We start from the raw sequence: 23,075 nt of genomic DNA on the forward strand, positions 1-23,075 counted from the left end.
TCAGTCGAGCGTCCGCTTCCCCCGTTGGCAGGAAAACCATGCCCCACATCGTCACTCGGTCGTCTCGCGTACACCGGTCCCATCGTCCACGGTCCGTCTCCAGCGCGGGCGCGCTGCCCTTTGGCCTCGCCCTCGGCGTGGCCGGGCTCGCGTTCGGCTGTTCGTCGGCTGGGGTGGGGCTCGAGCCCCGCTACGTGGCGGTGCACAACGCGATGACGGCCATGGGCCTCGCGCAGACCGGCGCCATCAACGAAGGCTCGCTGGACCAGGGTGGCGAGGCGCGCCTCGAGGTCGAGCTGGCGGGTGGTGAGTGCTACACGTTCATGGCGCTGGGAGGCCGCGGCACGGAGGACATGGGCGTGCAGGTGTTGTCCGAGGGCGGCGAAGAGCTGGGCCGCGACCTCACCCACGACCGGCAGGCCGCCGCGCAGGCGTGCCCCACGCGTGACGGCGTCTATCAGGTGGTGGTGACCATGACCGAGGGCAGCGGCGAGTACCTGCTGACGTCTTGGTCGGGCGCTCCGGCCATGGCCCGCAGCGGCGGCGGCGGCGGTGTGCGCTCGGGCGGCGGCGGCGGCGCTGGGACCTGCGGCGCGCCGATGGAGATCGCGATGGGCCAGGCCGTGCGCGGCAACACCACCGGCGCGCCCTCGGCCATGCAAGGCAGCTGCGTCCCGAGTGGCAGCTCGCCGGAGCACGTCTACTCGTTTGCCCTCACGGAGCGCGCCATGGTGGACATCGCGCTCGAGTCGTCGTTCGACGGCGCGCTCTACCTCATGACCGACTGCGGCACGGGCGAGCTCGCGTGCAACGACGACAACCCCGACACGTCGCACTCGCGCTTGCAGCTCACGCTGGACGCGGGCACCTACTTCGTGGTGGTGGACGGTTACGGCTCGCCCAGCCAGGGGGACTACTCCCTGTCCGTGCAGGCTCAGGCCATGCAGAACCTCGCGCAGGTGTGCTCGGCGGCCACCGCCATCTCCCCGGGCGTCGCGGTGCGTGGTGACACCAGCGGCAGCGCGGACTACTTCCAGGCCACCTGCGCCGGTGGCGCGCACTCGCCCGACAACGTCTACCGCTTGAGCGTCGCTCAGCCCTCGCGCCTCCGCGTGCGGCAGTCCACCCCGGGCCACGACGGCGCCATCTACGTGCGCTCCACGTGCGACTCGGCCGCCACCGAGGTGCTGTGCAACGACGACTACGGCACCACCGCGGCCTCCATGGTCACGGGCGTGGTCCAGCCGGGCGAGTACTTCATCTTCACCGACGGCTACGGCAGCGGGCAGCCCGCAGTCAGCGGCTCCTACGAGTTCGTGGCCGACCTCGCGCCGCTGACGGGCGGGCAGGCCAACGGCGACACGTGCGCGGCGCCCATGGCCATGCAGGCCGGCTCCACGCCCGTCGACACCTTTCAGGCAGCGGACGACCTCGCGGGCACCTGCGGCGGGCAGGGCGGCGCCGACGTGGTCATCGCCCTCAACGTCACGGCGCGCTCGCGCTTGCGCGTCAACGTGCTCACCAGCGAGTTCAACGGGGTGGCCTACGTGCGCGGCGGCCAGTGCGCCGTGGCCACCGGCGAGGTGGCTTGCGTGCCGCTCGTGGCGGGCGGGGCCCCTCTCGACACCGTGCTCCAGCCCGGCTCGTATCACCTGGTCATCGACGGCGTGGACGCGGCCAGCTTCGGCCAGGCCGACCTGGACATCCAGCTGGAAGACCTGGCGGCCATGGAGCGCATGTGCCGCGGGGCGACGCGCATCGTGGCGGGCCGCACCGTGAACGGCACCACCGTGGGTGAGACCGACAACTTCCAGGCCACCTGCGCGGGCAACGCCGCCAGCCCCGACCGCGTCTACCAGCTGCGCCTCACGCGCCGCATGACGGTGCGCGCGCACATGACCACCACGGACTTCGACGGGGCGCTTCACATTCGCCGCGACTGCCCCGACGCCAGCACCGAGGTGGCCTGCAACGACGACTTCGAGGGCCAACGCCAGTCGATGGTCGAGGCCACGCTGGACCCCGGCACGTACTTCATCGTGGTGGACGGCTTCAGCCGCAACAACCAAGGCAGCTACAGCCTGCGCGTGGACACCACGCGCCCCTGAGGCCGTAGGCCGTCACTCTCGTGAGAGCAGCGCCGTCGCATCCGCAAAGGGAGCGACGGCGTTCACGATCTGGCGGGTGGCCACCAGGCCTGCACGCAGGTGCGGGCCCCAGGGCGCCATGTCCGTGCGGGCCAGCGCCGCGCGCGCCAGCTCCACCTCGGCTGGGTCACCCCGCAGGGCGTCGCTCGGCAGCGCGTCGTAGAAGGCGCGAAAGTCGGTGGTGGGGGCCAGCACGGCACGCAGCCCGTGCTCGTCCGCGAGCGTGGCCTGCACGCGCAGGGTCGCGTGCTCGCGCGGGACGTCACGCGGGGTCTCGTTGTCGAGGCCCCAGTCCAGCTCGCGGAGGCCGTCGGGCCCTTGCACCAGCGAGTGACACAGCTCGTGGAAGATCATCTGCGCGAGGCAGTCGTCCGCGTCCAGCGTCTCGGGCGCGCCCAGGATCATGAGCCCCGCGGGGTCGATGCTGGCGAAGCAGGTGTCGGAGCGGCGCACCTCGTAGCCGACACGCCGTGCGACCTCGATCCAGACGGTGTCGAGGGGGTCGCGGTACTGGCGTGTGACGACGCGGGACATGGCCTGGGTCAGAGGATCCGGCAGAGCGCCACCTTGAGGTAGTCGAACTCCGGGAAGGCCAGGAGGCGTGGGTGATCGGCGGGAGCGCCCGAGCGCTCCAGCACCTGCACGATGCGTCGGGTGCGCCGCGCGGCCTCGCGCAGCGTCTCTTCGAAGGCGGCTCGGTCCACGTGGCTCGAGCACGAAGCGGCCAGGTAGAGCCCGCCTCGCACCACGCGGCGCATGCAGCGCTCGTGCAGCGCCCGGTAGCTCTCGAGGGCGCTCGGGAGCGCACGTTCGCTGGGCGCGAAGCTGGGCGGGTCGCAGACGATGATGTCGAAGTCTGTCGAAGCGGGCAGGGCGTCCAGGTAGTCCGGCACGTCGCTGGTCACGGCCACGTGGTTGGCGGTGTCGAGGCCGTTGGCGGCGAAAGTGTCTGCCGTGAGCTTCACGGCCTCGGGGGCGATGTCCACGGTGGTGACGTGCACCGCGCCACCCAGCGCGGCGGCCACCGAGAAGCCGCCCGTGTAGCCGTAGAGGTTCAGCACCCGTGCGCCCCGGCTCAGCTGCCGCACCCGGAAGCGGCTCTCGCGCAGGTCCAGGAACAGCCCGGTCTTCTGCCCGTGCTGGAGGTCCGCCACCAGCTTCATGCCGCGCTCGGTGACCACCACGGGCTCGCTGGGGAGGGTGCCGAAGGCGGCGTGCACCTCGGTTTGCTGCTTGCGGCCCACGCGCCAGAGCAGCGTGTCGATGCCCAGCGCACGCAGGTGCGGCTCGGCGGCCAGCACCAGGGGCTCGCGCAGGGCCGTGGCGCCTTCGCCGTCGAGGCGCATGACGGCGATGCTGCCGTAGCGGTCCACCACGCAGCCGGGCATGCGGTCGGCCTCGCCGTGCACCAGGCGGTAGGCGCTGCTGTCGTCGGGGCGAATCCACGCACGCAACGCGAGAGCGTCCGCGAAGCGCGACGAGTAGAGGCGCGCGAGGGACTCGTCCTCGGTGGTCCAGACGCGCAGCGCGATGGGGCCCGAGTCGGCGTGGCCTCGGCACACGAAGCGGCCACGCTTGTCGAGCACCGTGAGCGTCTCGCCCGGCTGCACGTCGTGCGGCTCGAGCGCGTCGCGGTAGATCCACGGGTGCCCCTCGTGGATGACGCGTTCGAGCGGCTTGATGAGGCGGACGGGGCGAGCCATCCCCCCTCTTTGGCCCGGCCCCGCGAGCGGCGCCAGCCTCGGCTAGAGGGCTGCGGGCTCGCCGGGCGGCGCAGGCGTGGGAGGCACGGCAGGCGGCGCGGGCACGGGAACCGCTGCCGGCGCGGGCTGCGTGGGCAGGAAGCCGTCGTGCAGGAACCCGGCGTCCACGTAGCTCTGCACCGTCAGGTCGTCGTGCGCGGGCACGATGGCGAGGGTGGGCTGGGCATCACGCAGCGTGATGAGCGCTCGCGCCTGAGCCAACGTGGCTTCGCGGTCTTCGCCGAGGCCCAGTGAGACGGCCAGCGGGCGCCCCACGGCGCGGTTCAGGTTGTGGTGCGACCACACCGTGTCGCCCACCAGCAGCACTTCCTGGCCGTTGGCGAGCGCCACGAAGACGTAGAGGCTGCCGGGGGTGTGACCTGCGGCCGGGATGAGCACCACGCCCGGCGCCACCCGCGTGGGCTCGGTCAGCGGCTGCGAGGTGAGCGCGGCGAGCTGGGCTGCCGTGAAGCCTGCGTCGGCGGGCATGGCCTCGGCCTGCGCGCGGGTCAGTCGCACCCTCGGGGCCAGGTCGGCGAAGTCCGGCGACTGCGAGACCCCGCGCACGTGGTCGAGGTGCTCGTGCGTGAAGAGGATCTGCTCCGCTCCCCGGAGCGCTCGCGCGACTCCGTCGTAGGCGGTCTGGTCGAACGCTCCTCCTCCGAAGGCCTCGTCGTGGGTGCTCCGCTCGTGCGGCGCGTCCACGATGATGTAGCGGTCTGCCCAGGCGATCTGGAACGCCGGGAAGACGAAGGTGGTCCGGGTGACGACGTCCCAGCTGGCGCCCACGAACACACGCGGGGCTTCGCTGCGTGCCACGACCCAGCGGCCCACGGCGGTGGGCAGCGGACCCGACCCGCTCCGGGCGATGACACGCACGTGGTTCAGGTCGAAGCCGCGCGGCGCACCCAGCGGCAAGGGCGCGTGGGTGAAGAGCACGGCGAAGGCCGCGAGGAGCAGGGCCAGCAGTACGCCGACCGCCACCAGCCAGCGGCGCCGCTTCCGCTTGGGAGCCGTCACCGCCACGGGGGACGCTGTGGGCGTTTCGGGGGGCGGCGGCGAGTCGTCTTCCGGAGCAGTCATGCGCGGCTCAGCATGGAACAAGAAGCGGCGATGAGCACCCACGCGCTGCGGGCAAGTGCCCGTTCGTGCGCTACGCTCCCGGCGATGGCGCGGACATGGTCACTGGTCGGGCTGACGTCGCTCGTGCTGCTCCTGGGTGCGAGCCTGGCCCCGGCACCGGCACGGGCGGACCGCGACACGCAGCTCTGGCTGAGCGCACAGCTGCGGCTGCGCTTCCACAAGCAAGTGCACTTGGACATCGAGCAGGGCCTGCGCCTCGACGAGGACATCTCGCACGCAGGCCGCGTGCTGTCCGAGGGGGTGCTGGCCGTGCGCGTCACGGACTGGCTGCGCCTCTCGGTGGGCTACCGCTACACGTGGGTGAACGACAACAGCCCGGACAGCCGGCACCGCGTTCATGGGGACGCGCGCTTCGGTGACAGTGTGGGGCACTTCACGTGGGTCACGCGGGTTCGGTATCAGGCCGGCATTCGTGACGGGCGCCCCACGCGCCACACGCTGCGCGGCTTGTTCGGCGTGGGCATCCGCAACGACAGCCCCGTGACACCGTACCTGTCCACCGAGCTGTTCTCCGACGTGGGTCATGGCGTGGGGGCAGTGCGGCGCGCCTGGCGCGGGACCGCCGGGGTCGAGATCGCCACCAAGCGTCACGCGCTGGACGTGTACTACCGCATCGAGGTTCCGCTGAACGACGACCGCGACCCCACGCTGCACATCCTGGGGCTGTCGTACGGTTACGAAGCCAAGCTCTACTAGCGGACCTCGAGCGGGCCTGCGTTCAAGCGGTTCGCGTTGTCTTTGCAGTTGGAGCGCTGCCCGGAAGTGCACGCGCGCAGCTCGCCGAGCTGCAGGCGATGGCTGCCCGCGTAGAGCCCAATCCAGATGGTGTAGGTACCGGGCGGGTAGTTGGCAGCCACGTCCAGCTCCTGCCGGTCCACCACGATGTCTCCCTGCTGCCAGCGAGCGATGGGGTAGAGGTCGTTGACGGGGTCGTGGTCGCCGTTGAGCCTCTGCCCGTGCCCGTCGATGTGCAGAAAGATCTTGTAGCCGCCGATGTTGGGCACCAGCGCGCGCCAGTACCACGTGATGACGAACGACTGGGACGGCCCCACCGTGGTGCCGGCGGGGAGCTCGATGTCGTAGCCGATGAGCTCGATCTTGTCGCCGAAGTTGGCGCGCAGCATGTGCTGCGGCTCACGCGGGAGCGCACGGAGCACCGACGTGGCGAGCGGGTTCTGGTTGTCCCGTCCCGCGATGGGATGGTTGGTGGCCAGCAGGATGCGCGCGTTGCGGGAGTCAGCCACGAACAGGTGCTCACTGCTCAGGCGCCGGTACTGGAGGTTCACGTCCACCAGCTGCTCCGCCGGGAAGACCGTCCAGACGCGGTCCTCGCCTGCGCCGTTCAGGAAGCCGACGATGGCGGCCACGTCGCGCAGGGGCTGCACTTCGCCGTCCGTGTAGTAGGCCCCCGCGCGCCCGCCTACCTGGTACTCGCCCAGGGGCTCGTCTTCACCGCGAAGGGTGTTGTAGGTCTCGAAGACCTCGCGCGGGGAGAGGTGCCGGCTGAGCTCGGGCAGGAAGCCGAACGCGAAGTAGGCCCCGAACACCAGCCCGGTGAGGGCGATGGGCATCAAGCGCAGCTGCGGGCGGCGGGCCAGCAGGTTGAAGACGCGCGGCGTGACGAAGAGCAGCCCCACCAGCGCGGGCGGCAGCAGCAGCAGGTAGCGCCCGATGCGCACGGCCAGCGAGTTGAAGCGGTCGGGAGCGGCGAACACCAAGGCGCCGAACACCAGGATGCCCAGCAGCAAGACGGCGATGAGCACCCACCAGAAGCGGTGGGCGGGGCCGCGCTTCCACTGCGTGAGCACGAAGGCGCGCACGTTGGCGCGTGTGGGCTCCGGCCAGGGCTCCGCCGCCAAGAACGTGAGCGCCGTGCCCAGCGCGAACGCACCGGCCGCCACGGCCCAGCCGAGCTTCGCCGAGAACCCAGCCTCCGGCACGGTCGGCCGCACGCCGGGCGTGCCCGTGACCGGGGAGCCGGGGAACATGGCGTAGTCACGGATGAGCAGCGCCACGAACAGGACGCCCAGCGCGGCCAGCAGCCACTCGGCTCGGCCCTCGCGGTGCAGCTCGGCGAGGGTCAAGGCCACCGCGACGGCGAGCGCAGCCACCGCGTAGGTGGGGGCGCTGCCGTAGCGCGAGGCGAACAGCGTGGTGACCGCGTAGCTCACGGCGAACCACACCAAGAGGAAGACGGCGAACCCTGGCGCGGTCACCACTGCGGACTCGCCCAACAGCCCGCTGGTGGTCACCGGGGTGGCGGCCACTTTCGGATCGGCGGCCACCTGCGAGTCGGCGGTCGCCTGCGGGTCGGCGGTCGCCTGCGGGTCGGCGGTCGCCTGCGGGTCCGCTGCCGCGCTCTCGCGATACAAGCTCTCCTGAAAGCGAAGATTCGCGCCTTGCGGGGTGGGCCCTGCTTCCGAGGTGTCGTCGTCGTTGGCAGCGCTCATGCGCGCGAGCAACACGCCCAGCGCCGGGATCAACAGCGCGGACCACGGCGCAAAGTTGTGGAACAGGCGCTCCACCTCGCGCTCGAACGTGGGGGGCTGACCGCCACGCGCACCGCCACCGAGCCACACGCTGTACTCCGGCGCGTCCGCGCGGACGGCGCCCCACACCAAGAACGTGAGCACGCCCGTGACCAGCCAGAGGGGCACCACCGCGTCTAGGCGGCGGCGCTGCACCGGGTCCAGCAGCGTGGCCACCGTGAAGCCGAGCAGAGGGGGGAGCGGGCCCAGCAGCCCACCGCTGGCCCACGCGGACAGCCCCACGGTCACCAGCGCGAGCCCTGTGGCCAACCAGCGCCGCGTCTCGGTCGCGTGCTCGACGAACACCGTGTGTGCGCACGCCAGGCCCACCAGGGTCTGCAGCGCAAAGTGCGGCGCGGCGCCCAGCATCATGCGGCTGTTGATCAGGAAGAGCGGCGACGTGGCGCACACCACCACGGCCAGCACGCCCACGCCGCGCCCGCCGCCCAGGCGACCGAGTGCATAGACCAGCGCGAGCGTGAGCATGCCGCAGAGCGCGATGGGCAATCGCCCCGTCCACTCGCGCACGCCGAGCGCTTGGAACGACAGGCTGGTGAGCCAGGGCCCCAGCGGCGAGCCGTCCACGCTGGCGGAGCGTCCCTCGGACCAGCTGCGCGCCACCTCGGCGACGTCGATCTCCCACGGGTCCCAGATGCCGCTCCAGTTCAGGCCCACCACGAGCAGCGAGAGCGAGAGCGCGAGGAGCGCATAGCCGACGCGCCGTTCCAGTGTTGCCGTGTCCATGAGCGGGCGCAGGCTACCCGCGCAAACGCGGCCCGTCCACCGGCAGGGCGCGCTAATCGAGGCCTTCGTCACCTTCGGCCGGCGCAGCCGTGGGCGCAGTCGTAGCCTCGCGGACCACGGGATCCCCGCCCGTCTCGATGTGCTCGAGCCGCCGCACCATGCCGCGCACGAAGGTGCGGTAGCCGGCGAGCTGCCCCGCCGGGAGGAGCTGCCCCGGGCCGTTGAGCACGGGGAGCGGATCCACGAAGCGGCCGTTGTGCTTCAGCCCGAAGTGCAGATGCGGGCCCGTGGAGCGCCCGGTGGTGCCCACGCTGCCGATGACCTGACGCTGGCGCACCTCGACGCCCACCGCGATGCCGCGCTGGATGCGGTGCATGTGCGCGTAGTGCGACTCGTAGCCGTTGGCGTGCCGGATGGAGACCAGGTTGCCGTTGGCGCCCTTGGGCCCCGCCCAGCTGATCTCACCGTCGGCGGCCGCCCACAGCGTGGTGCCCGTGGCCGCGGCGAAGTCCACCCCGTTGTGCGGCACGATGCGCCGCAAGATGGGGTGCATGCGCTGCGGGTTGAACAACGAGGAAATGCGCTCGTACTGGAGCGGCGTGCGCAGCCAGCCCCCGCGGAAGCCACGCCCGGCTTCGTCATACCAGTCGCCGCGCCCGTCGCGCCCCTCGTAGTAGAACGCGCGCAGCCGCCCCGCGCGGGCGCTCACGTACTCGATGGCCACGGGCGTGGCGTAGCGCAGGAACACTCCGTCGATGCGCTCCTCGTCCACGATGACCCGCAGCGCGTCACCCTCGCGAGCGCCGCTCGAGAAGTTCATCTTGCCGTCGAACACCTCGACGAACACGCCCACCAGCGACGCCGCGAGCCCGATGCGCGTGAGCGCCTCGCCGAGGCTCGTGCGCACCAGCCCGCCCACTTCGTGCCGGCGGCGCTCGATCTCGCGCTGCTGCAGCCGCCCGCTCCAGGTGCCGTCTTCGGCGCGGGTGGCCACCACGAATTCGATTGGGTTCTGGTGGTACTCGAAGCGCACCAGCTTCCCCTGACCGTCGCGCTCGAAGAACAGCCGGTCGTCGGCCCGGCAGCGCCGGAAGTCCAGCACCTCGCGCACGGCGTCCTCGATGGGCACGAAGTCGTCGGCCCCGAGCCCTGCCATCTCGAGCGCCTGGCGGAATGCCCGTGCGGTCCCGAAGCGGGCCTCGCTGCGCACCGTGGCGGCGGCGTGCAGCGGCGCGTCTCCGGTGGCCTGCGCGGTGGAAGGAGGGGCGTCCGGGACCACCACCTCGGCGGGGTCCGGCTCGGGGATGGTCCCATCCGGGTTCCAGTTCAGGCTCTCGGGCGGGATGTAGTGAGGCGCGGCCGCAGCGCTGGCGGGGGCGCGGCCTCGGGGGTGGGTGGCCGCAGCACCACGAACGCCACGATGCCCGCCACGACGGCCGTGATGGACACGCTCACGATCACGCGGCGCTTGCGCTCGGCGGCCTCGACGTCTGCGCGCAGCAGGGGCGTCGAGACGCTGGGGAGCGGTCGCAGCGGAGCGTCTTCGCGTTTCTCGGACATTGGCGTGCGCCTCACCTACCAGGCTCGCGCGGTGCGTGCAAAACGCCGCGCCGCGGAGGCGAACCGCGCTTGACACACCCGCACGCCAGGGCTAGATAGCGCGCTCCCTCAGGCACGTAGCTCAGTGGGAGAGCACTACCTTGACACGGTAGGGGTCGGCGGTTCAATCCCGCCCGTGCCTACAAGCAGACCCGGGCCCCCCCGCTGAGGACGCGCACTGCGAACTCCCGGGGGGGTTTCTCGTTCTCGGGTCTGTCGACATGCGCAATTGCGGTGACTTCATCCTAGGGCTAGAGTCCCGCCCACTTTTGACCCGGAGCCTCGTGCTCCACTTCCCCGTACGGAGCCTGGCTCCGCCCGACACGAGACCACCCGGTGCTGCACAGGCAGCCCGCTGAGAGGTTCCGCCATGAGCGACATCAACTCCAACGACTCCGCCCCGACCACCGATGCTGACGTGGTCCAGGACCCCAGCAGCGCCGCGCCTGCCCCGAGCCCCGAGCCGAGCTCGGTCGACGCGCCTGCGCCGCAGGAGGCCGCCGCCGGCAGCGACGACGCAGGTGAGCACGGCGACGCCGACGAGCACGGCGACGACGAGCACGGCGACGACGACCACGATGACGGGTCCGAGTCTGGTGAGGCCGCGGAGGGTGGCGAAGGAACCGAGGGCGGTGGGAAGCGCAAGCGCCGCCGTCGCAAGAAGAAGAAGCCCGAGGTGGACAACTCGCAGAAGTCGGCGCACGTGCCCTTCCTGCGCTACTTCGATGGCCGCGGGACCAAGACCCACGCGTTCGCCGCGGGCGAGGTCGTGGCCGGTCGCGTCGCCAAGCTGACCAACACCACCATCTTCGTGGACCTGTTCGGCAAGGGCCTCGCCGTGGTGGACGTGTACGAGCCGCGTGAGGTCCCCGCGCTGCCCGAGCCCGTGGTGGCCCCCGAGGCTTCCGCCGCGGCCGAGGCCGGCGAGGCTGCTGCCGCCGAAGGCACGGAGGGCGAGGCTCCCGTGGCGGCAGAGGCCAGCGAAGCGGGCGAGCACGCCGACGAGCATCACGAAGAGCACGAGCACGACGAGCACCACGACGAGCACGAGCACGACGAGCACGACGACGAGGACCACGAAGGTCACACCTCCGCTGGCTTCCTCGAGGCCATGGAGGCGGCTGGCCCGCCGCCCGAGCTCCCGGCCATGGGTGGCATCGTGCGCGGGCGCATCAGCTCCGTGTCCGAGAGCGGCCACATCGTCCTGGTGAACCGCATCATCGATCGCGGCGCCACCAAGGCGCGCATCGCGGCGGCGCGTGACGCCAAGCTGCGCGTGCGCGGCATGGTCTACGGCTTCAACCGCGGCGGCTTCGACGTGCTGGTGGACGGCGTGCGCGCGTTCTGCCCGGCGCGCGCCATGTCGCTCACCGAGATCACGGACCCCGAGTCGTACGTCGGCCAGAAGCTCGACTTCTCGCTGCCGCCCCTCAAGGGTGGCGGGCGCAGCATCATCGTGTCGCGCCGCGGCATCCTCGAGCGCGAGTCGCGCAAGGCGGCCCGCGAGCGCATGAAGCAGCTCAAGGTGGGCGAGCGCCTGCCGGGCACCGTGCTCCACGTGCGTGACTTCGGCGTGATCGTGGACCTGGGCGGCGGGCTCGACGGCCTGGTGCACCAGAGCGAGGTCAGCTGGGTGCGCGGCGCGCGCATGTCCGACTGCGTGAAGCCGGGCGACGAGGTGAAGGTGGAGGTGCTGCGCGTGCAGCCCGCCAGCCGCAAGGACCGCTACGGCAAGATCAGCCTGTCCATTCGGGCGGCGCTGCCGGACCCGTGGGACCAGGCCAAGGACATCCTCAAGGAGGGCCACTTCCAGTCGGCCCGCGTGGTCCGCACCACGGACTTCGGCGCCTTCGTGGAGCTGCGCCCCGGCATCGAGGGCCTGCTGCACATCACCGAGCTGGGCAAGGACCTCAAGCACGCCAACCAGGTCCTCAAGGAGGACGAGATCATCGACGTCATCGTCGAGCGCGTGGACAAGAAGGCGCGTCGCGTCGGCCTGTCGCGCCTCAGCGCCTCCGACAAGGCGGCCATGGAGTCGGGCGACTACGATCCGGCGCTGGTCCGCAACCTTCGCATGGGCAACCACGTGAAGGTGGTGGTGGAGCGCATCGAGCACCACGGCATGTTCGTGCAGGTCAAGGGCGTGGTCGGCAAGCGCGGCCGCGGCTACCTGAGCAACCGCGACATGCCCGAGCGCGTGGAGGGCACCGCCTACAAGAAGATGGCGGTGGGCATGGAGATCGAGGTCAAGATCACGGGCACCGACCGCGACGGGCAGCTGCGCTGCTCGGTGAAGCACCGCGAGTTCGACGACGAGCGGAAGGCCGTGCAGGAGTACCGCAAGGAGGCCGGGCGTCAGGGCCTCGGCACCTTCGCAGACCTGCTGCGCGCGAAGCTCGACGGGTCGGGCGGCGACAAGAGCTGAGAGGGCAACAATTGCTTGCGCCGGTCCGCCGGCGCGGCTATACACGCCACCTCACTCCGGGCGATTAACTCAGGGGTAGAGTGCCTTCTTCACACGGAGGAAGTCGCTGGTTCAAATCCAGCATCGCCCACCAAAACGCCGCTCTCGAGCGGCGTTTTTCTTTCCGTCACGGGGCCCTCCGGTGGGGCGTGCGCGTCCGGCCGACCAGTGTACACTCCCCGCTCCGATGCCCCCGACCCCCGTCGAGCGGCTCGCGAGCGTCGTCGAGGACGTCCGAGCTGGAAGAGAGCGCGCCATCGCGAGAGCGATGCGGGTCATCGACGAGCGTGGTCCACTGCACCGTGAGCTCCTGCGGGCGCTGCTGCCCTTCACGGGGCGGGCTCGGGTCATCGGCATCACCGGGACGCCGGGCGCCGGTAAGAGCACGCTGGTGGACCAGTTGGTGACCAGCGCGCGCGCCGCCGGGCAGCGCGTGGGGGTGGTGGCCGTGGACCCCACCAGCCCGTACACGGGTGGCGCCATCCTGGGGGACCGCATCCGCATGCAGCGGCACTTCCTGGACACGGGCGTGTTCATCCGCTCGCTGGCCACGCGCGGCCACATGGGTGGGCTCTCGCGCTCGGCGGCGGACGTCATCAGCGTGCTGGACGCGGCGGGCTACGACCTGATCATCGTGGAGACCGTGGGCGTGGGCCAGGACGAGCTCGAGATCGCCCAGCTGGCCGAGACCACGGTGGTGGTGGTCACGCCGGGCCTCGGCGACGACATCCAGGCCATCAAGGCGGGCATCCTCGAGATCGCGGACGTGTTCGCCGTGAACAAAGCGGACCGCGACGGTGCGGACAGCACCGTGGCGGACCTGCAGCAGATGATCGCGCTCGGCGGTGCCCTGGCGCACGCGGGCTCGCGCCCTGCGGGCCATGGCCACGGCCACGGCGGGGTGGGGGCCATCATGCGCCCCGAGACGGGCGGGCAGACCGCGCGGGGCTGGGAGCCGCTCATCATCAAGACCATCGCGTCGCGCGGCGCGGGCATTGCCGAGCTGCTGGACGCCTGCGCGGCCCACGCCGCCTCCCTGCGCGAGACGGGCGAGGGCGAGCGGCGTGCGCACAAGCGGCGTGAGCAGCGCTTTGCGGCGCTCCTGCGCGACCTGCTGTTCGAGGAGGTCACCACGCAGCACGCGGCGGCCTACCGCGAGGCCCTGCGAGCCACTGCCGCAGGGGAAGCCGATGCGTACACGGCCGCCATGGGGCTGCTGAGCGTGGCCCTGGCCCCCGGGGAGGCAGCATGACCGCAGGTCGCACGCAGCCCACGCCGGGCGTCCGTGAGTTCACCGCGCTGTCCGAGTCCGACGCGCTGGCCCTCGGGCAGGAGGCGCAGGGCCTCTTCGAGCTGGCCCAGCAGGGGCTGCCCGTGGCCGCTGGGCGCGTGGTGCGGCTGGCCGGCGATCACCCCGACCAACGCTTGCTGGACGCGCTCCGGCGCGCGCTCGAAGAGCGGCCCTTCGTGCGGCTGCGCACGCTGTTCCCCACCGAGCACGCGGCGCTGCGCTTCGACCGCCGCGCGGGCTTCCCCTCGGACGTCACGCGGGACACGGCGCTGCCCGAGGTGGTGGCGGCGCTGATCGACTCGCTGCGCTCGCCGGAGCTGGCGGCCGCGCTGGGCGGCAGCCTGATGGGGCTGCACGTGCGCGTGCTGGGCTTCGACGTGCGCGACGCGGGCGAGCTCATCTCGGCGGACGCGCAGTCCGGTGACCCGGACCGCTTGCTGGTCAGCTGCGTGGGCGCCGGCGCGGCCCCGTTCCAGATCGACCGCCGCTCCATGCACACCACGGCCGCGGGCGAGGGACTGAGCGGCGACGAAGCCGAGCGCCTGGCGGACCTGGCCGACCGCGCACAGCTGGCCCTCGGGCGCCCGCTGCGGCTCGAGTGGGGCCGCGACCAGGGCCGCGACGTCATCACCAGCCTGCGCACGCTGACGTTCCGCGTGCCGCCGCACTCGCCGTGGCGGCGCGTGGCATTGATGGCCGCCGACGAGGGCGCCGTGTCGCCGCTCACCGTGGATGCCCTCGACCGCGCGCTCGGCACCGGCGAGCCGGGGCCCCACGTGGAGCGCGCCGTGAAGCGTGTGTTCGCGCGGCCGTATCGCCGGCTGGAGTCCGGTGGGGCGCTCGGCGCGGCGCGCACCTCGGTGCCTCGTGCCGCGGCCCAGGCGGCGCGCGCGGCCAAGGAGGCAGCCTTCTACGTGGCGGACGCGAAGCGCTACGAGCGGGCCCATCCCGCGCGGCTCATCGAGGTGGACGCGCTCGACCTCGCGCACGTGAGCGACGAGGGCCTGCTGGACGCCATGCGGCGCCGGCAGCGGCTGACCGCCGAGTGCCTGCTGCTGCTGGACCGCGGGCGCGTCACCACCCTGACCGTGCTCGAGGCGCTCGAGATGACGCTCGGGCCCCTGCCGCGCGAGTGCTACGGCGCGCTGGCCACCCCGCGGCGCACCCGCGAGCGCGAGCGCACGCTGGTCACGCTGGCGCGCTTCGGCAACCGCGTGATCTCGGAGCTGGGCCGCCTCCCCGAGCGAGAGGCGCTGCCGTCGTCGCTCGGCCGGGAGTGGGACCGCGTGCGGGCCTCCGTCGCCGGCGTGCGCCCGCTGGGCATCGACGTGCGCCCCGGGGCGTTCGGCGACACCGACGCGGGTTTCCGCACGGAGCTGCAGCGCGTGGCGGCCCTCGACATCGACGCCAACGAGCGCGCCCGCAAGGACGCCATGCGGCGGCTGTCGGCCACGGCGCGCGGGCGCGACATGGGCCGCTCGCGCGAGGGGTTGGTCAGCTCGCTGGGCGGCCTCGCGGAGCGCGTGGCGGTGGTCAAGGGCGTGGTGGCCGAGCAGCTGGCCGCGTCGCTGCTGCGTCTGCGTGCCGGCGCGCTGGCGGTGGGCGCGCGCCTCGTGGAGCGCACCGTGCTGGACCACCCGAGCGACGCGCTGTACCTCACGCTGGCCGAGCTGGAAGAGGCTCTCATGGGAGAGCCCGGCGCCTACGCGAGCCGTGTGCGCCTGCGCCGCGAAGACGACGCCCGCTGGGCGAATTTCGAGGCCCCCCGGCGGGTCTGAGAGCGCTATTCTCCGGCGGCCGCGGCGCGCGACCACGCGGTGTTCCACTTCCTGGGTCGCACCACAGAGCCCGCCATGCGCGACGACGCCTTTGTCCTGCTTGCCCACGAGGGGCCCCTCAGCCTCGTGACCATGAACCGCCCCGACAAGCTGAACGCGCTCAGCCAAGAGGTGCTCGCGGATCTCAAGGCGGCCATCGCCGAGATCAAGGCGCGCCCGGCCACCCGCGTGGTCATCCTCACGGGCGAGGGCAAGGCCTTCGTGGCCGGCGCGGACATCGCAGGCATGCGCGGCCTGAACCCCATCGAGGCACGCTCCTTCGCGGCCTATGGGCACCAGGTCTTCGCGTCGCTCGAGCAGCTCGCCTGCCCGGTCATCGCGGCGGTCAACGGCTTCGCCCTGGGTGGTGGCTGCGAGCTGGCGCTGGCGTGCGACTTCATCTACGCGTCGGAGCGCGCCAAGTTCGGGCAGCCCGAGGTGGGCCTGGGCGTGACCCCGGCTTCGGCGGCACCCAGCGTCTGGCGCGCCGCGTGGGCCTCGGCCTCGCGCGCGAGCTGGTCTACACGGGCCGCATCATCGACGCCGCCGAGGCGCTGCGCATTGGGCTGGTGAACGCCACCTTCGCGCCCGACGCGCTCTTGGACGAGGCGCGCAAGACCGCCGCGCTGATCGCCGCGCAAGGCCCCCTGGCCGTGAGCCTCTGCAAAGAGGTCATGAACGCCGGGGAAGGGCGCCCCCTGCCGGACGGCAACGCCCTCGAGGTGGACGCCTTCGGCCGCGCGTTCGAGTCCCCGGAGCGGAGCGAGGGCATGAGCGCCTTCCTCGAGAAGCGGAAGGCCACGTTCAGCGACCGCTGAGCGCTCCCGGCGACGGGCTCACTCGCCGTCGTAGAAGTGCTGCTCGTGGCAATCGAAGAGGTAGCGCGAGGGGCCCTCGTCGTCGTCTTCGAGCGCGGGCAGCACCTCGAGCTCGTGGCCGAAGTGGGTGGCCATGGCGTCTGCCGTGCGGGCCTGCTGCCATGCATCGAACGCGATGCGCGCGTCGTCGCAGCGCCCCATGGCGGCCAGCGTGTCGGCCTCGAGCGCCCGCAGCGGCGCGGCCCCGGCACCCACGCGGCGGGCGATGGCCAGGTCGCTGAGCGCGCGCTCGTGGTGACCGTTCTGGACCGAGTGCCAGGCGCGGGCCAGGTAGAGCTCCGGGTCCCACGGGTCCACCTGGGCACGGCGCTCCACCGCGAGCAGCTGCAGCGCCTGCGCGTCATCGTCATAGGCGGGCGGGCGCACGTCTTCGACCCCTAGGTCGGTCTTGCGCCACAGCAGCACCGCGCCCACCAGCATGAGGGCACTGATGATGACCCCGGTGGCCGCGCCGATGGGGGGCCACGCGCGCGCCACCGGCATGGGCAGCGAGGCCACGGCCTGGAACGCCGACAGGCCCGCGAGGACGCCCAGCGTGACCCCCAGCAGCAGCCCGAGCGGCGCGCCGGGGCGGTCCACCGCCATGGGTCCCACCCAGCGCACGCCCCAGAAGGCCAGCAGGCCCACGCACGTGAGGCATGGGCCGATGGCGGCCGCGCGCACGTCCACTTCGGCCTCCACGCGCTCGAACAGCAGCGCGATGCCGCGCGCGAAGAGCTGCGGCAGCGCGGCGGCGAGCACCACGCCGAGCGCGGGCATGAGGAACACGTCGGGCGTCATGCGGGGCAGCTCACGCGTCGAACTCCACCATGACCGGGGCGTGGTCGGAGGGCCCGCTCTTCGTGGCGTCGGCGGCGCGCTCCACGCGGTCCACCATGGCGCCGATGCACGCGCTCGCCAGCCGGGGTGTGCAGTACACGTGGTCGATGCGTAGCCCGTTGCCGCGCTCGAAGCCGAGGCCGCGATAGTCCCACCAGGTGTGCACGCCGCCCGTAGGGTGAAAGGGACGCACCACGTCCACGAGGCCAAAGTCCGCGATGTGACGCAGCGCGCTGCGCACCTCGGGGTTGGCCAATACACCCGCGTGCCACTCCTCGGGGCGCGCCATGTCGTCGTCGTGGAGCGCCACGTTGAAGTCGCCGCACAGGACCACCGCGTCGGTCTCCGCGCTGTAGCGCTGGTCCAGCACCTCTCGCAAGCGCTTCATCCACGCCAGCTTGAACGGGTATTTGTCGGAGTCGAGCGAGCCGCCGTTGGGGAAGTAGGCGCACACCACGGTGACCCCGCGCACGCGGGCCGATATGAGCCTGGCCTGCTCGTCGAAGGCCGGGTCGCCCAGCCCCAGCTGCACGTCCGTGAGCGGATCCAACGACAGGATGGCCACCCCGTTGTAGGTCTTCTGCGCGTTGAGGGCGATGTGGTAGCCGAGCGCCGCCACCTCCACGCTGGGGAAGGTGTCCTCGAGGCCCTTGAGCTCCTGCAGGCACAGCACGTCGGGCCGGTGCTCGGTCAGCCACGCCACCAGCCGGTCGCCGCGGGCCTTCACGGAGTTGATGTTCCACGTGACGAGCTTCATCGGCCGCTGGTGTAGCATGCCGTCATGACGCTCGAAGCCATCTCCACCGCGGGCGCCCCCGCTGCCATCGGCCCCTACTCGCAGGCCATCGCCGCGGGGGGGTTCGTGTTCTGCTCCGGCCAGCTGCCCATGGACCCGGCCACCGGCCAGCTCATCCCGGGGGGCGACATCGCCGCCGACACCCGGCGCGTCATGGACAACATCGTGGCCATCCTGACCGCGGCCGGCACCGACCTCGCGCGCGCCGTGAAGGCCACCGTCTACTGCACCGACCTCGCGGACTACGCCGCCATCAACGCCGTCTACGCCACCTACTTCGAGGGCCTGGTGCCCCCCGCCCGCGCTGCGGTCCAGGTCGCCGCTCTCCCGAAGGGAGCTAAAGTCGAGATCGAGCTGGTCGCGCTTCTGCGATGACATCTCGACTGCATGCCTCAGCCCCTCCCGCCCAAGCAAGCGAGAACATGCGAGAACCCCAATGCCCCTGCGACCCTCGACACCCACCAGGCCACGCGTGTGGGCTCGCGCGTCGCGCGGGGTCATGGCGCTCGCGCTGGGGCTAGGCATCTTCGGCTGTTCGGCCCGGGCCCCGAGCGCGGCCACCAGCCCGGCTGCGGCCAGCACAGGAGGGGAACGCGAGACGGCCAGCGAGGTGGTCTACAGCGAGGAGGCCCCCGGCGCCGGGTACAGCGCCGACGGAGTGTCCGGCGAGGCCGAGCCCTCGGTGGCCCCCGACGACGCGGAGAGCATGGACGCCGCCGATGCCTACGAGGCGCTCCGCAGCGTTTCGGCCGACTACGACGCGCTGATGGACCGCAGCTCGGCCGACTGCCCCGAGGCCGAGCGCCTGGTGCAGCGCATCTGCTACTTGGCGGAGCGCGTGTGTGGCCTCGAAGGCGTGGACCGGCCCGACCCCAACGACACCGATGGGCCAGCCCGCTGCGACGAGGCCCGCGCGCGTTGTGCGTCCTCCGAGGCCCGCCTCGAGCGAGCCTGCTCGTAGGCAGCGGCGACCCCGCGGAAAAGGTCACCCCTCGCTCGACGAGCCCCGAGCCCCGTGCCACGGTCTTGGCTCTCCAGTACACGAAGGGTGCGGTGCCGCGTTGGCCCCGCAGGTCTGTGGATGGTCGGGCCGCCATCCCCGTTGGACAACACCAACAGGGATAGTGCATGTCGACCTCCATCACCCCGGGGCCTGGCCCTCTTTCGTCTCCTCCGCCCGAAGCCTGGGAGCCACTCGTGCGCGTGGCTCGTCTGGCGGGTCGCCCGCTCGAGCGCTTCCTGCGCATCGAGGCCGCGAGCGGCATCCTCTTGCTCCTCTCCGCGGCCGCGGCGCTGGCCTGGGCGAACTCGCCATGGGCCAGCAGCTATGACTACGTGTGGCACACGCCGGTGGGCGTCCGTCTGGGCGGCTTCTCCTTCGAGCGCTCGCTCGAGTGGTACGTCAACGACGCCTTGATGGTGATCTTCTTCTTCGTGGTGGGCCTCGAGATCCGCCGCGAGATGCACCACGGCGAGCTGTCCGAGTGGCGGCGCGCCGCGATCCCTGCGGCCGCTGCGCTGGGTGGCATGCTGGCCCCGGCAGGCCTCTACCTCGCGTTCGCCGGTGAGCCGGCCACCCGCTCCGGCTGGGGTGTCCCCATGGCCACGGACATCGCGTTCGCGGTGGGCATCCTCACGCTGCTCGGCAAGCGCGCGCCCGCGGCCCTGCGAGTGCTGCTGCTCGCCGTAGCGGTGATCGACGACCTCGGGGCCATCGTGGTCATCGCGCTGTTCTACTCGTCGGGCGTGTCGCTCGTGGGGCTGCTGGTGGCCGCCCTCGGCGTGCTGGGCGTGTTCGCCATGCAGCGGCTCGGCGTGCGCTCGAAGCTGGCCTACATCGCCCCCGCCTTCGTGGCCTGGGCGGGCATCTACGCTGCGGGCATCCACCCCACCATCGCAGGCGTCATCGTGGGGCTCATCACGCCGGTGCGCGCGTGGCTGGGGCCCGAGGGCTTCGTGGCCGGCGTTCGTCCGCAGCTCGAGCGCCTCTCACAGGCGGCGCCGGGCTCGCTCGACCCCCACGAGCTCGCCGAGACGCTGCGGGTCGTCGACGCGGCGCGCCGTGAGGCCATGTCGCCCGCCGAGAGTCTCATCGAGAAGCTGCACCCCTTCGTGGCCTTCGGCATCATGCCCATCTTCGCGCTGGCCAACGCGGGTGTGACCGTGTCCGGAGGCGCGCTGGACGCGGACTCGTGGCGCGTGGCCACGGCGGTGACGGTGGGGCTCGTGGTGGGCAAGCCGCTGGGGGTGCTGCTGGCCATGTGCCTGGCGCTGCGCTTCCGCCTGGGGACGCTGCCCGTGGGCCTCACCATGCGGCACCTGCTGGTGCTCGGCGTGGTCGCCGGCGTGGGCTTCACCATGGCGCTCTTCATCGCGGCGCTCGCGTTCACCGACGCGCACCTGCTGGCTGCCGCCAAGCTGGGTGTGCTGGCGGCGAGCGGCGCAGCGGGTGTCCTCGCGCTGGTGCTGGGTCGAGTCCTGCTCACGCCCGTCGGCGTGGCCGGCGCCGCCGAGACCGCCGACGAAGCCGAGAGCTCCACCGCGCTCTGAGCGGGCGACTCCGTGGCGCGCCCGCAGCCTCGGAGGCCGAAGGCCGTCAGTACACGAACACCGCGCCGCTGTCGGGCGCGGCGTTGCTCGCGTCGTCGCCGTTGATGAGACGGGAGCTCGAGTCCTCTAGGTAGGCGCCCACCGCGAGGCGCGAGCCGTCCGCCGAGCACGACACCGACCAGCCGAATTGATCGCCCATCTGCGTGTTGGTGGCCTTCACGTAGGCACGCGGCGTCCACGCCGTTCCGACGCGCCCGTATTGGTACACGGCGCCGCTGTCGGGTGCGCCGCTGCCGACCTGGCTGCCGTCGATTCCGGTGGACGCCGTGGACTCCTGCGGTGCGCCGACGGCCAACGAGGCACCGTCGGGGGAGAGCGCCACCGAGAATCCGAAGAGGTCCAGCTCGCTGGTGTTCGTGGCCTTGATGTAGGCCTCTTGCGCCCATGTCCCGGACCAGGCGAAGAGGTAGACCGCGCCCGCGTCGTCGGCGTCGTCGTTTTCCTGGTCGCCGTCGACCGAGGTGGCGCCCGACGCCTCGTGGAAGGCTCCGACGGCCAGGCGGGTGCCGTCATGGGAGAGCGAGAGAGACCGGCCGAAGCCGTCGAAGGCGCTGGCGTTCGAGGCCTTGAGATACGCGTCTTGGTACCAGACCATGTCCCTGCTGAAGACGTACACGGCGCCGCTCTCCTGGGCGGACTCGTTCGCCTGCACGCCGTCCACGCCCAGAGCGCCAGAGTCTTCCCAGCGCGCGGCCACGGCCAGCCGGCGCCCGTCTCCCGAGAGCGACACCGACTCACCGAAGAAGTCCTCCTGGCCCGTGTTGGAGGCCTTGAGGTAGGCCTCTTGCGCCCACGTCGCGACAGGGCGCGCGAACACGTAGACCGCGCCGGCCTGCAGCAACGAGTTGTTTCCCTGCGGGCCATCCACGCCCACACTGTTGGACGCCTCCTCCGGCGCTCCCACTGCCAGTCGGCGGCCATCGGCCGAGAGCGACACGGCGCTGCCGAAGCGGTCGAGGTCGTCGGTGTTCGAAGCCTTCACGAACGCCTGTTGAGTCCAGATCGCGCCGACGCGTGCGAACACGTACACGGCTCCGCTCCCGGGGGCGCCCTCGTTCTGGCCGTTGTCGACGCCCGTGGTGCTGGAGCCCTCGTGCGGGGCGCCCACCGCGAGGCGCGTGCCGTCGGCGGAGAGGGAGACGGCGCTGCCGAAGAGGTCTTCTGCGCCTGCGTTCGACGCCTTGATGTACGCCTCCTGGGTCCAGGCCGTACCCGTCCAGGCGAAGAGGTACACCGCGCCGCTGTCGGGCGCGAGGTCGTTGGTCTGGCTGCCTCCGATGCCGGTCGCGTTCGAGTCCTCGAATGGGGCCCCGACGGCCAAGCGGGTCCCATCGGCCGAGAGGGAGACCGAGTACCCGAACTGGTCGTCGTCGAACGAGTTCGAGGCCTTGAAGTAGGCTGCCCCGGGCACTACCTCGCACAGCTCGTCGGTCATTCCGTCGCAGTCGTTGTCGCGGCCGTCGCACACGTCGGCGGCGCCGGGCCGCGTCGACGCCGACTTGTCGTCGCAGTCCATGGTGACCGCGCCGCAGAGCGCATCGGGGGCCCCGTCGCCGTCGTCGTCTTCCCAGTCGTTCACGCCGAGGATGAAGTCCGCCTCGCCGTTGCAGTCGTCGTCCACGGCGTTGCAGAGCTCGGCGGCCAGCGGATGGATGGCGCCGCTGGTGTCATTGCAGTCGCCTGCGGAGAGTGAGTAGCCCAGCACGTTGGTGCTGGAGCTGATGGTGTCCGTGCCAACGCCGAAGCCATCACCGTCGGCGTCGCGGTACCAGGTCTGGGCGCCGCCGCTGACGGGGTCGTCACTGGGGCCGTTGCAGTTGTTGTCGATCATGTCCCCCGGGACCTCCTGAAAGGCCGGTGACGCCCGCCCCGCGTTGGGCGTGGTGTCGTCGCAGTCCAGGTTGCTCACGGAGAGCCCCGTGCCCGGGCAGGCCATGATCTCGGGCCCCGCTCCGTACAGGTCGCGGTCGTGGTCGGCGTACCCCGTGACCGTCAGCTCCTCGTCCACCACGCCGTTGCAGTCATCGTCGCGGCGGTTGCAGACCTCTGCGAGGCCCGGGTGCGCGCCACCCCGCGTGTCGTCGCAGTCTCGCGCGCAGGCGTCTCCGTTGCAGCAACGCGAGTCCACGTATCCGTCCTCGTCGTCGTCCTTGCTGCCGAACGTCGTGTCGTCGCAGTCCTCGTCGTGCCCCGTGTAGTCGCACACCTCGACCGCACCGGTGAAGCGGGTGGAGTCCGTGTCGTCGCAGTCGTCGCCGCACGGCGCCGCGCCATGACCGTCGCCGTCCGTGTCCACGCAGCCGCCCAGATCGGGGCCCACGTCCGGTCCCGCGTCCACGGGACCGATGTCGGTGCCCCCGCTGTCCGGTGGACCGTCCGTTCCACCACAGCCAGCCACCAGCACCAAGAGAAGGAGCCCGCGCACACCCACACCACGAGTCATCGACGCCCCCAAGGCAAGAGAACCAACTGGACCTTACTACGCCGTGTGGCGCAG

At 71.8% G+C, this 23,075-nt stretch carries 17 protein-coding genes, 2 tRNA genes and 1 pseudogene; 11 read left to right on the forward strand and 9 right to left on the reverse strand.

Annotation, left to right across the window (positions count from 1 at the left end):
* Positions 1–38 precede the first annotated feature (38 nt).
* Positions 39–2,108: a PPC domain-containing protein gene (locus tag IPI43_22680; GenBank protein MBK7776902.1), complete on the forward strand. Its 2,070-nt coding sequence runs from the start codon at positions 39–41 to the stop codon at positions 2,106–2,108.
* A 12-nt stretch (positions 2,109–2,120) separates the two neighbouring features.
* Here the strand turns inward: IPI43_22680 and IPI43_22685 are convergent, their stop codons facing one another.
* The 3 genes from IPI43_22685 to IPI43_22695 are packed head-to-tail and all read right to left on the reverse strand — an operon-like array spanning position 2,121 to position 4,972.
* On the reverse strand, positions 2,121–2,681 hold the full coding sequence (locus IPI43_22685; protein MBK7776903.1) for a hypothetical protein: 561 nt from the start codon (positions 2,679–2,681) through the stop codon (positions 2,121–2,123).
* An 8-nt stretch (positions 2,682–2,689) separates the two neighbouring features.
* Positions 2,690–3,850 (reverse strand): class I SAM-dependent rRNA methyltransferase, encoded by a 1,161-nt coding sequence (locus IPI43_22690; protein MBK7776904.1) that lies wholly within the window; start codon positions 3,848–3,850, stop codon positions 2,690–2,692.
* Between the two features lie 42 nt (positions 3,851–3,892).
* Positions 3,893–4,972 (reverse strand): MBL fold metallo-hydrolase, encoded by a 1,080-nt coding sequence (locus tag IPI43_22695; GenBank protein ID MBK7776905.1) that lies wholly within the window; start codon positions 4,970–4,972, stop codon positions 3,893–3,895.
* Positions 4,973–5,056: 84 nt separating this feature from the next.
* Here IPI43_22695 and IPI43_22700 point away from each other — a divergent pair, with 84 nt between their 5' ends.
* On the forward strand, positions 5,057–5,728 hold the full coding sequence (locus IPI43_22700; GenBank protein ID MBK7776906.1) for a DUF2490 domain-containing protein: 672 nt from the start codon (positions 5,057–5,059) through the stop codon (positions 5,726–5,728).
* Here the strand turns inward: IPI43_22700 and IPI43_22705 are convergent.
* From IPI43_22705 to IPI43_22715, 3 genes are read right to left on the reverse strand one after another with little or no spacing between them, the layout of a single operon-like run.
* Positions 5,725–8,304 (reverse strand): glycosyltransferase family 39 protein, encoded by a 2,580-nt coding sequence (locus IPI43_22705; protein ID MBK7776907.1) that lies wholly within the window; start codon positions 8,302–8,304, stop codon positions 5,725–5,727. The two genes, IPI43_22700 and IPI43_22705, sit on opposite strands and share 4 nt — an antisense overlap.
* Before the next feature lie 52 nt (positions 8,305–8,356).
* On the reverse strand, positions 8,357–9,586 hold the full coding sequence (locus IPI43_22710; protein MBK7776908.1) for a M23 family metallopeptidase: 1,230 nt from the start codon (positions 9,584–9,586) through the stop codon (positions 8,357–8,359).
* A 44-nt stretch (positions 9,587–9,630) separates the two neighbouring features.
* On the reverse strand, positions 9,631–9,864 hold the full coding sequence (locus tag IPI43_22715) for a hypothetical protein (GenBank protein ID MBK7776909.1): 234 nt from the start codon (positions 9,862–9,864) through the stop codon (positions 9,631–9,633).
* A 110-nt stretch (positions 9,865–9,974) separates the two neighbouring features.
* Here IPI43_22715 and IPI43_22720 point away from each other — a divergent pair.
* The 6 genes and pseudogenes from IPI43_22720 (at position 9,975) to IPI43_22745 (ending at position 16,293) form a co-directional block, all read left to right on the forward strand.
* A tRNA-Val gene (locus IPI43_22720) sits at positions 9,975–10,046 on the forward strand.
* Between the two features lie 227 nt (positions 10,047–10,273).
* Complete coding sequence (locus IPI43_22725; GenBank protein ID MBK7776910.1) at positions 10,274–12,328, forward strand: S1 RNA-binding domain-containing protein; 2,055 nt, start codon at positions 10,274–10,276, stop codon at positions 12,326–12,328.
* 58 nt (positions 12,329–12,386) lie between these two features.
* Positions 12,387–12,461 (forward strand) — tRNA-Val (locus IPI43_22730).
* A 93-nt stretch (positions 12,462–12,554) separates the two neighbouring features.
* Positions 12,555–13,619: a methylmalonyl Co-A mutase-associated GTPase MeaB gene (gene meaB / locus IPI43_22735; GenBank protein ID MBK7776911.1), complete on the forward strand. Its 1,065-nt coding sequence runs from the start codon at positions 12,555–12,557 to the stop codon at positions 13,617–13,619.
* Entirely contained in the window at positions 13,616–15,436 is a 1,821-nt protein-coding gene (locus tag IPI43_22740) for a hypothetical protein (protein MBK7776912.1), read from the forward strand. The genes meaB and IPI43_22740 overlap by 4 nt, the downstream gene beginning before the upstream one ends.
* Before the next feature lie 75 nt (positions 15,437–15,511).
* Positions 15,512–16,293, forward strand: a pseudogene (locus tag IPI43_22745) (enoyl-CoA hydratase/isomerase family protein).
* Between the two features lie 18 nt (positions 16,294–16,311).
* On the opposite strand, the gene IPI43_22750 reads toward IPI43_22745, so the two are convergent.
* Together IPI43_22750 and xth are read right to left on the reverse strand one after the other, a co-directional pair.
* Positions 16,312–17,133, reverse strand: coding sequence for a hypothetical protein (locus IPI43_22750; protein MBK7776913.1), 822 nt, complete (start codon positions 17,131–17,133; stop codon positions 16,312–16,314).
* 10 nt (positions 17,134–17,143) lie between these two features.
* Positions 17,144–17,929 (reverse strand): exodeoxyribonuclease III, encoded by a 786-nt coding sequence (xth, locus tag IPI43_22755; protein ID MBK7776914.1) that lies wholly within the window; start codon positions 17,927–17,929, stop codon positions 17,144–17,146.
* A gap of 24 nt (positions 17,930–17,953) precedes the next feature.
* Between xth and IPI43_22760 the strand changes: the two genes are divergently transcribed.
* From IPI43_22760 to nhaA, 3 genes are all read left to right on the forward strand, one after another.
* Complete coding sequence (locus IPI43_22760) at positions 17,954–18,343, forward strand: hypothetical protein (protein ID MBK7776915.1); 390 nt, start codon at positions 17,954–17,956, stop codon at positions 18,341–18,343.
* Positions 18,344–18,440: 97 nt separating this feature from the next.
* Positions 18,441–18,929: a hypothetical protein gene (locus IPI43_22765; GenBank protein MBK7776916.1), complete on the forward strand. Its 489-nt coding sequence runs from the start codon at positions 18,441–18,443 to the stop codon at positions 18,927–18,929.
* Between the two features lie 167 nt (positions 18,930–19,096).
* Positions 19,097–20,518, forward strand: a complete 1,422-nt coding sequence (gene nhaA, locus IPI43_22770) for a Na+/H+ antiporter NhaA (protein MBK7776917.1) — start codon at positions 19,097–19,099, stop codon at positions 20,516–20,518.
* Positions 20,519–20,564: 46 nt separating this feature from the next.
* Here nhaA and IPI43_22775 read toward each other — a convergent pair whose 3' ends face one another.
* Entirely contained in the window at positions 20,565–23,021 is a 2,457-nt protein-coding gene (locus IPI43_22775) for a hypothetical protein (GenBank protein MBK7776918.1), read from the reverse strand.
* Between the last annotated feature and the right edge of the window lie 54 nt (positions 23,022–23,075).

It is taken from the genome of Sandaracinaceae bacterium, assembly GCA_016706685.1.
In the GTDB taxonomy this organism is placed as follows: Bacteria; Myxococcota_A; Polyangia; order Polyangiales; family Houyiibacteriaceae; genus JADJJE01.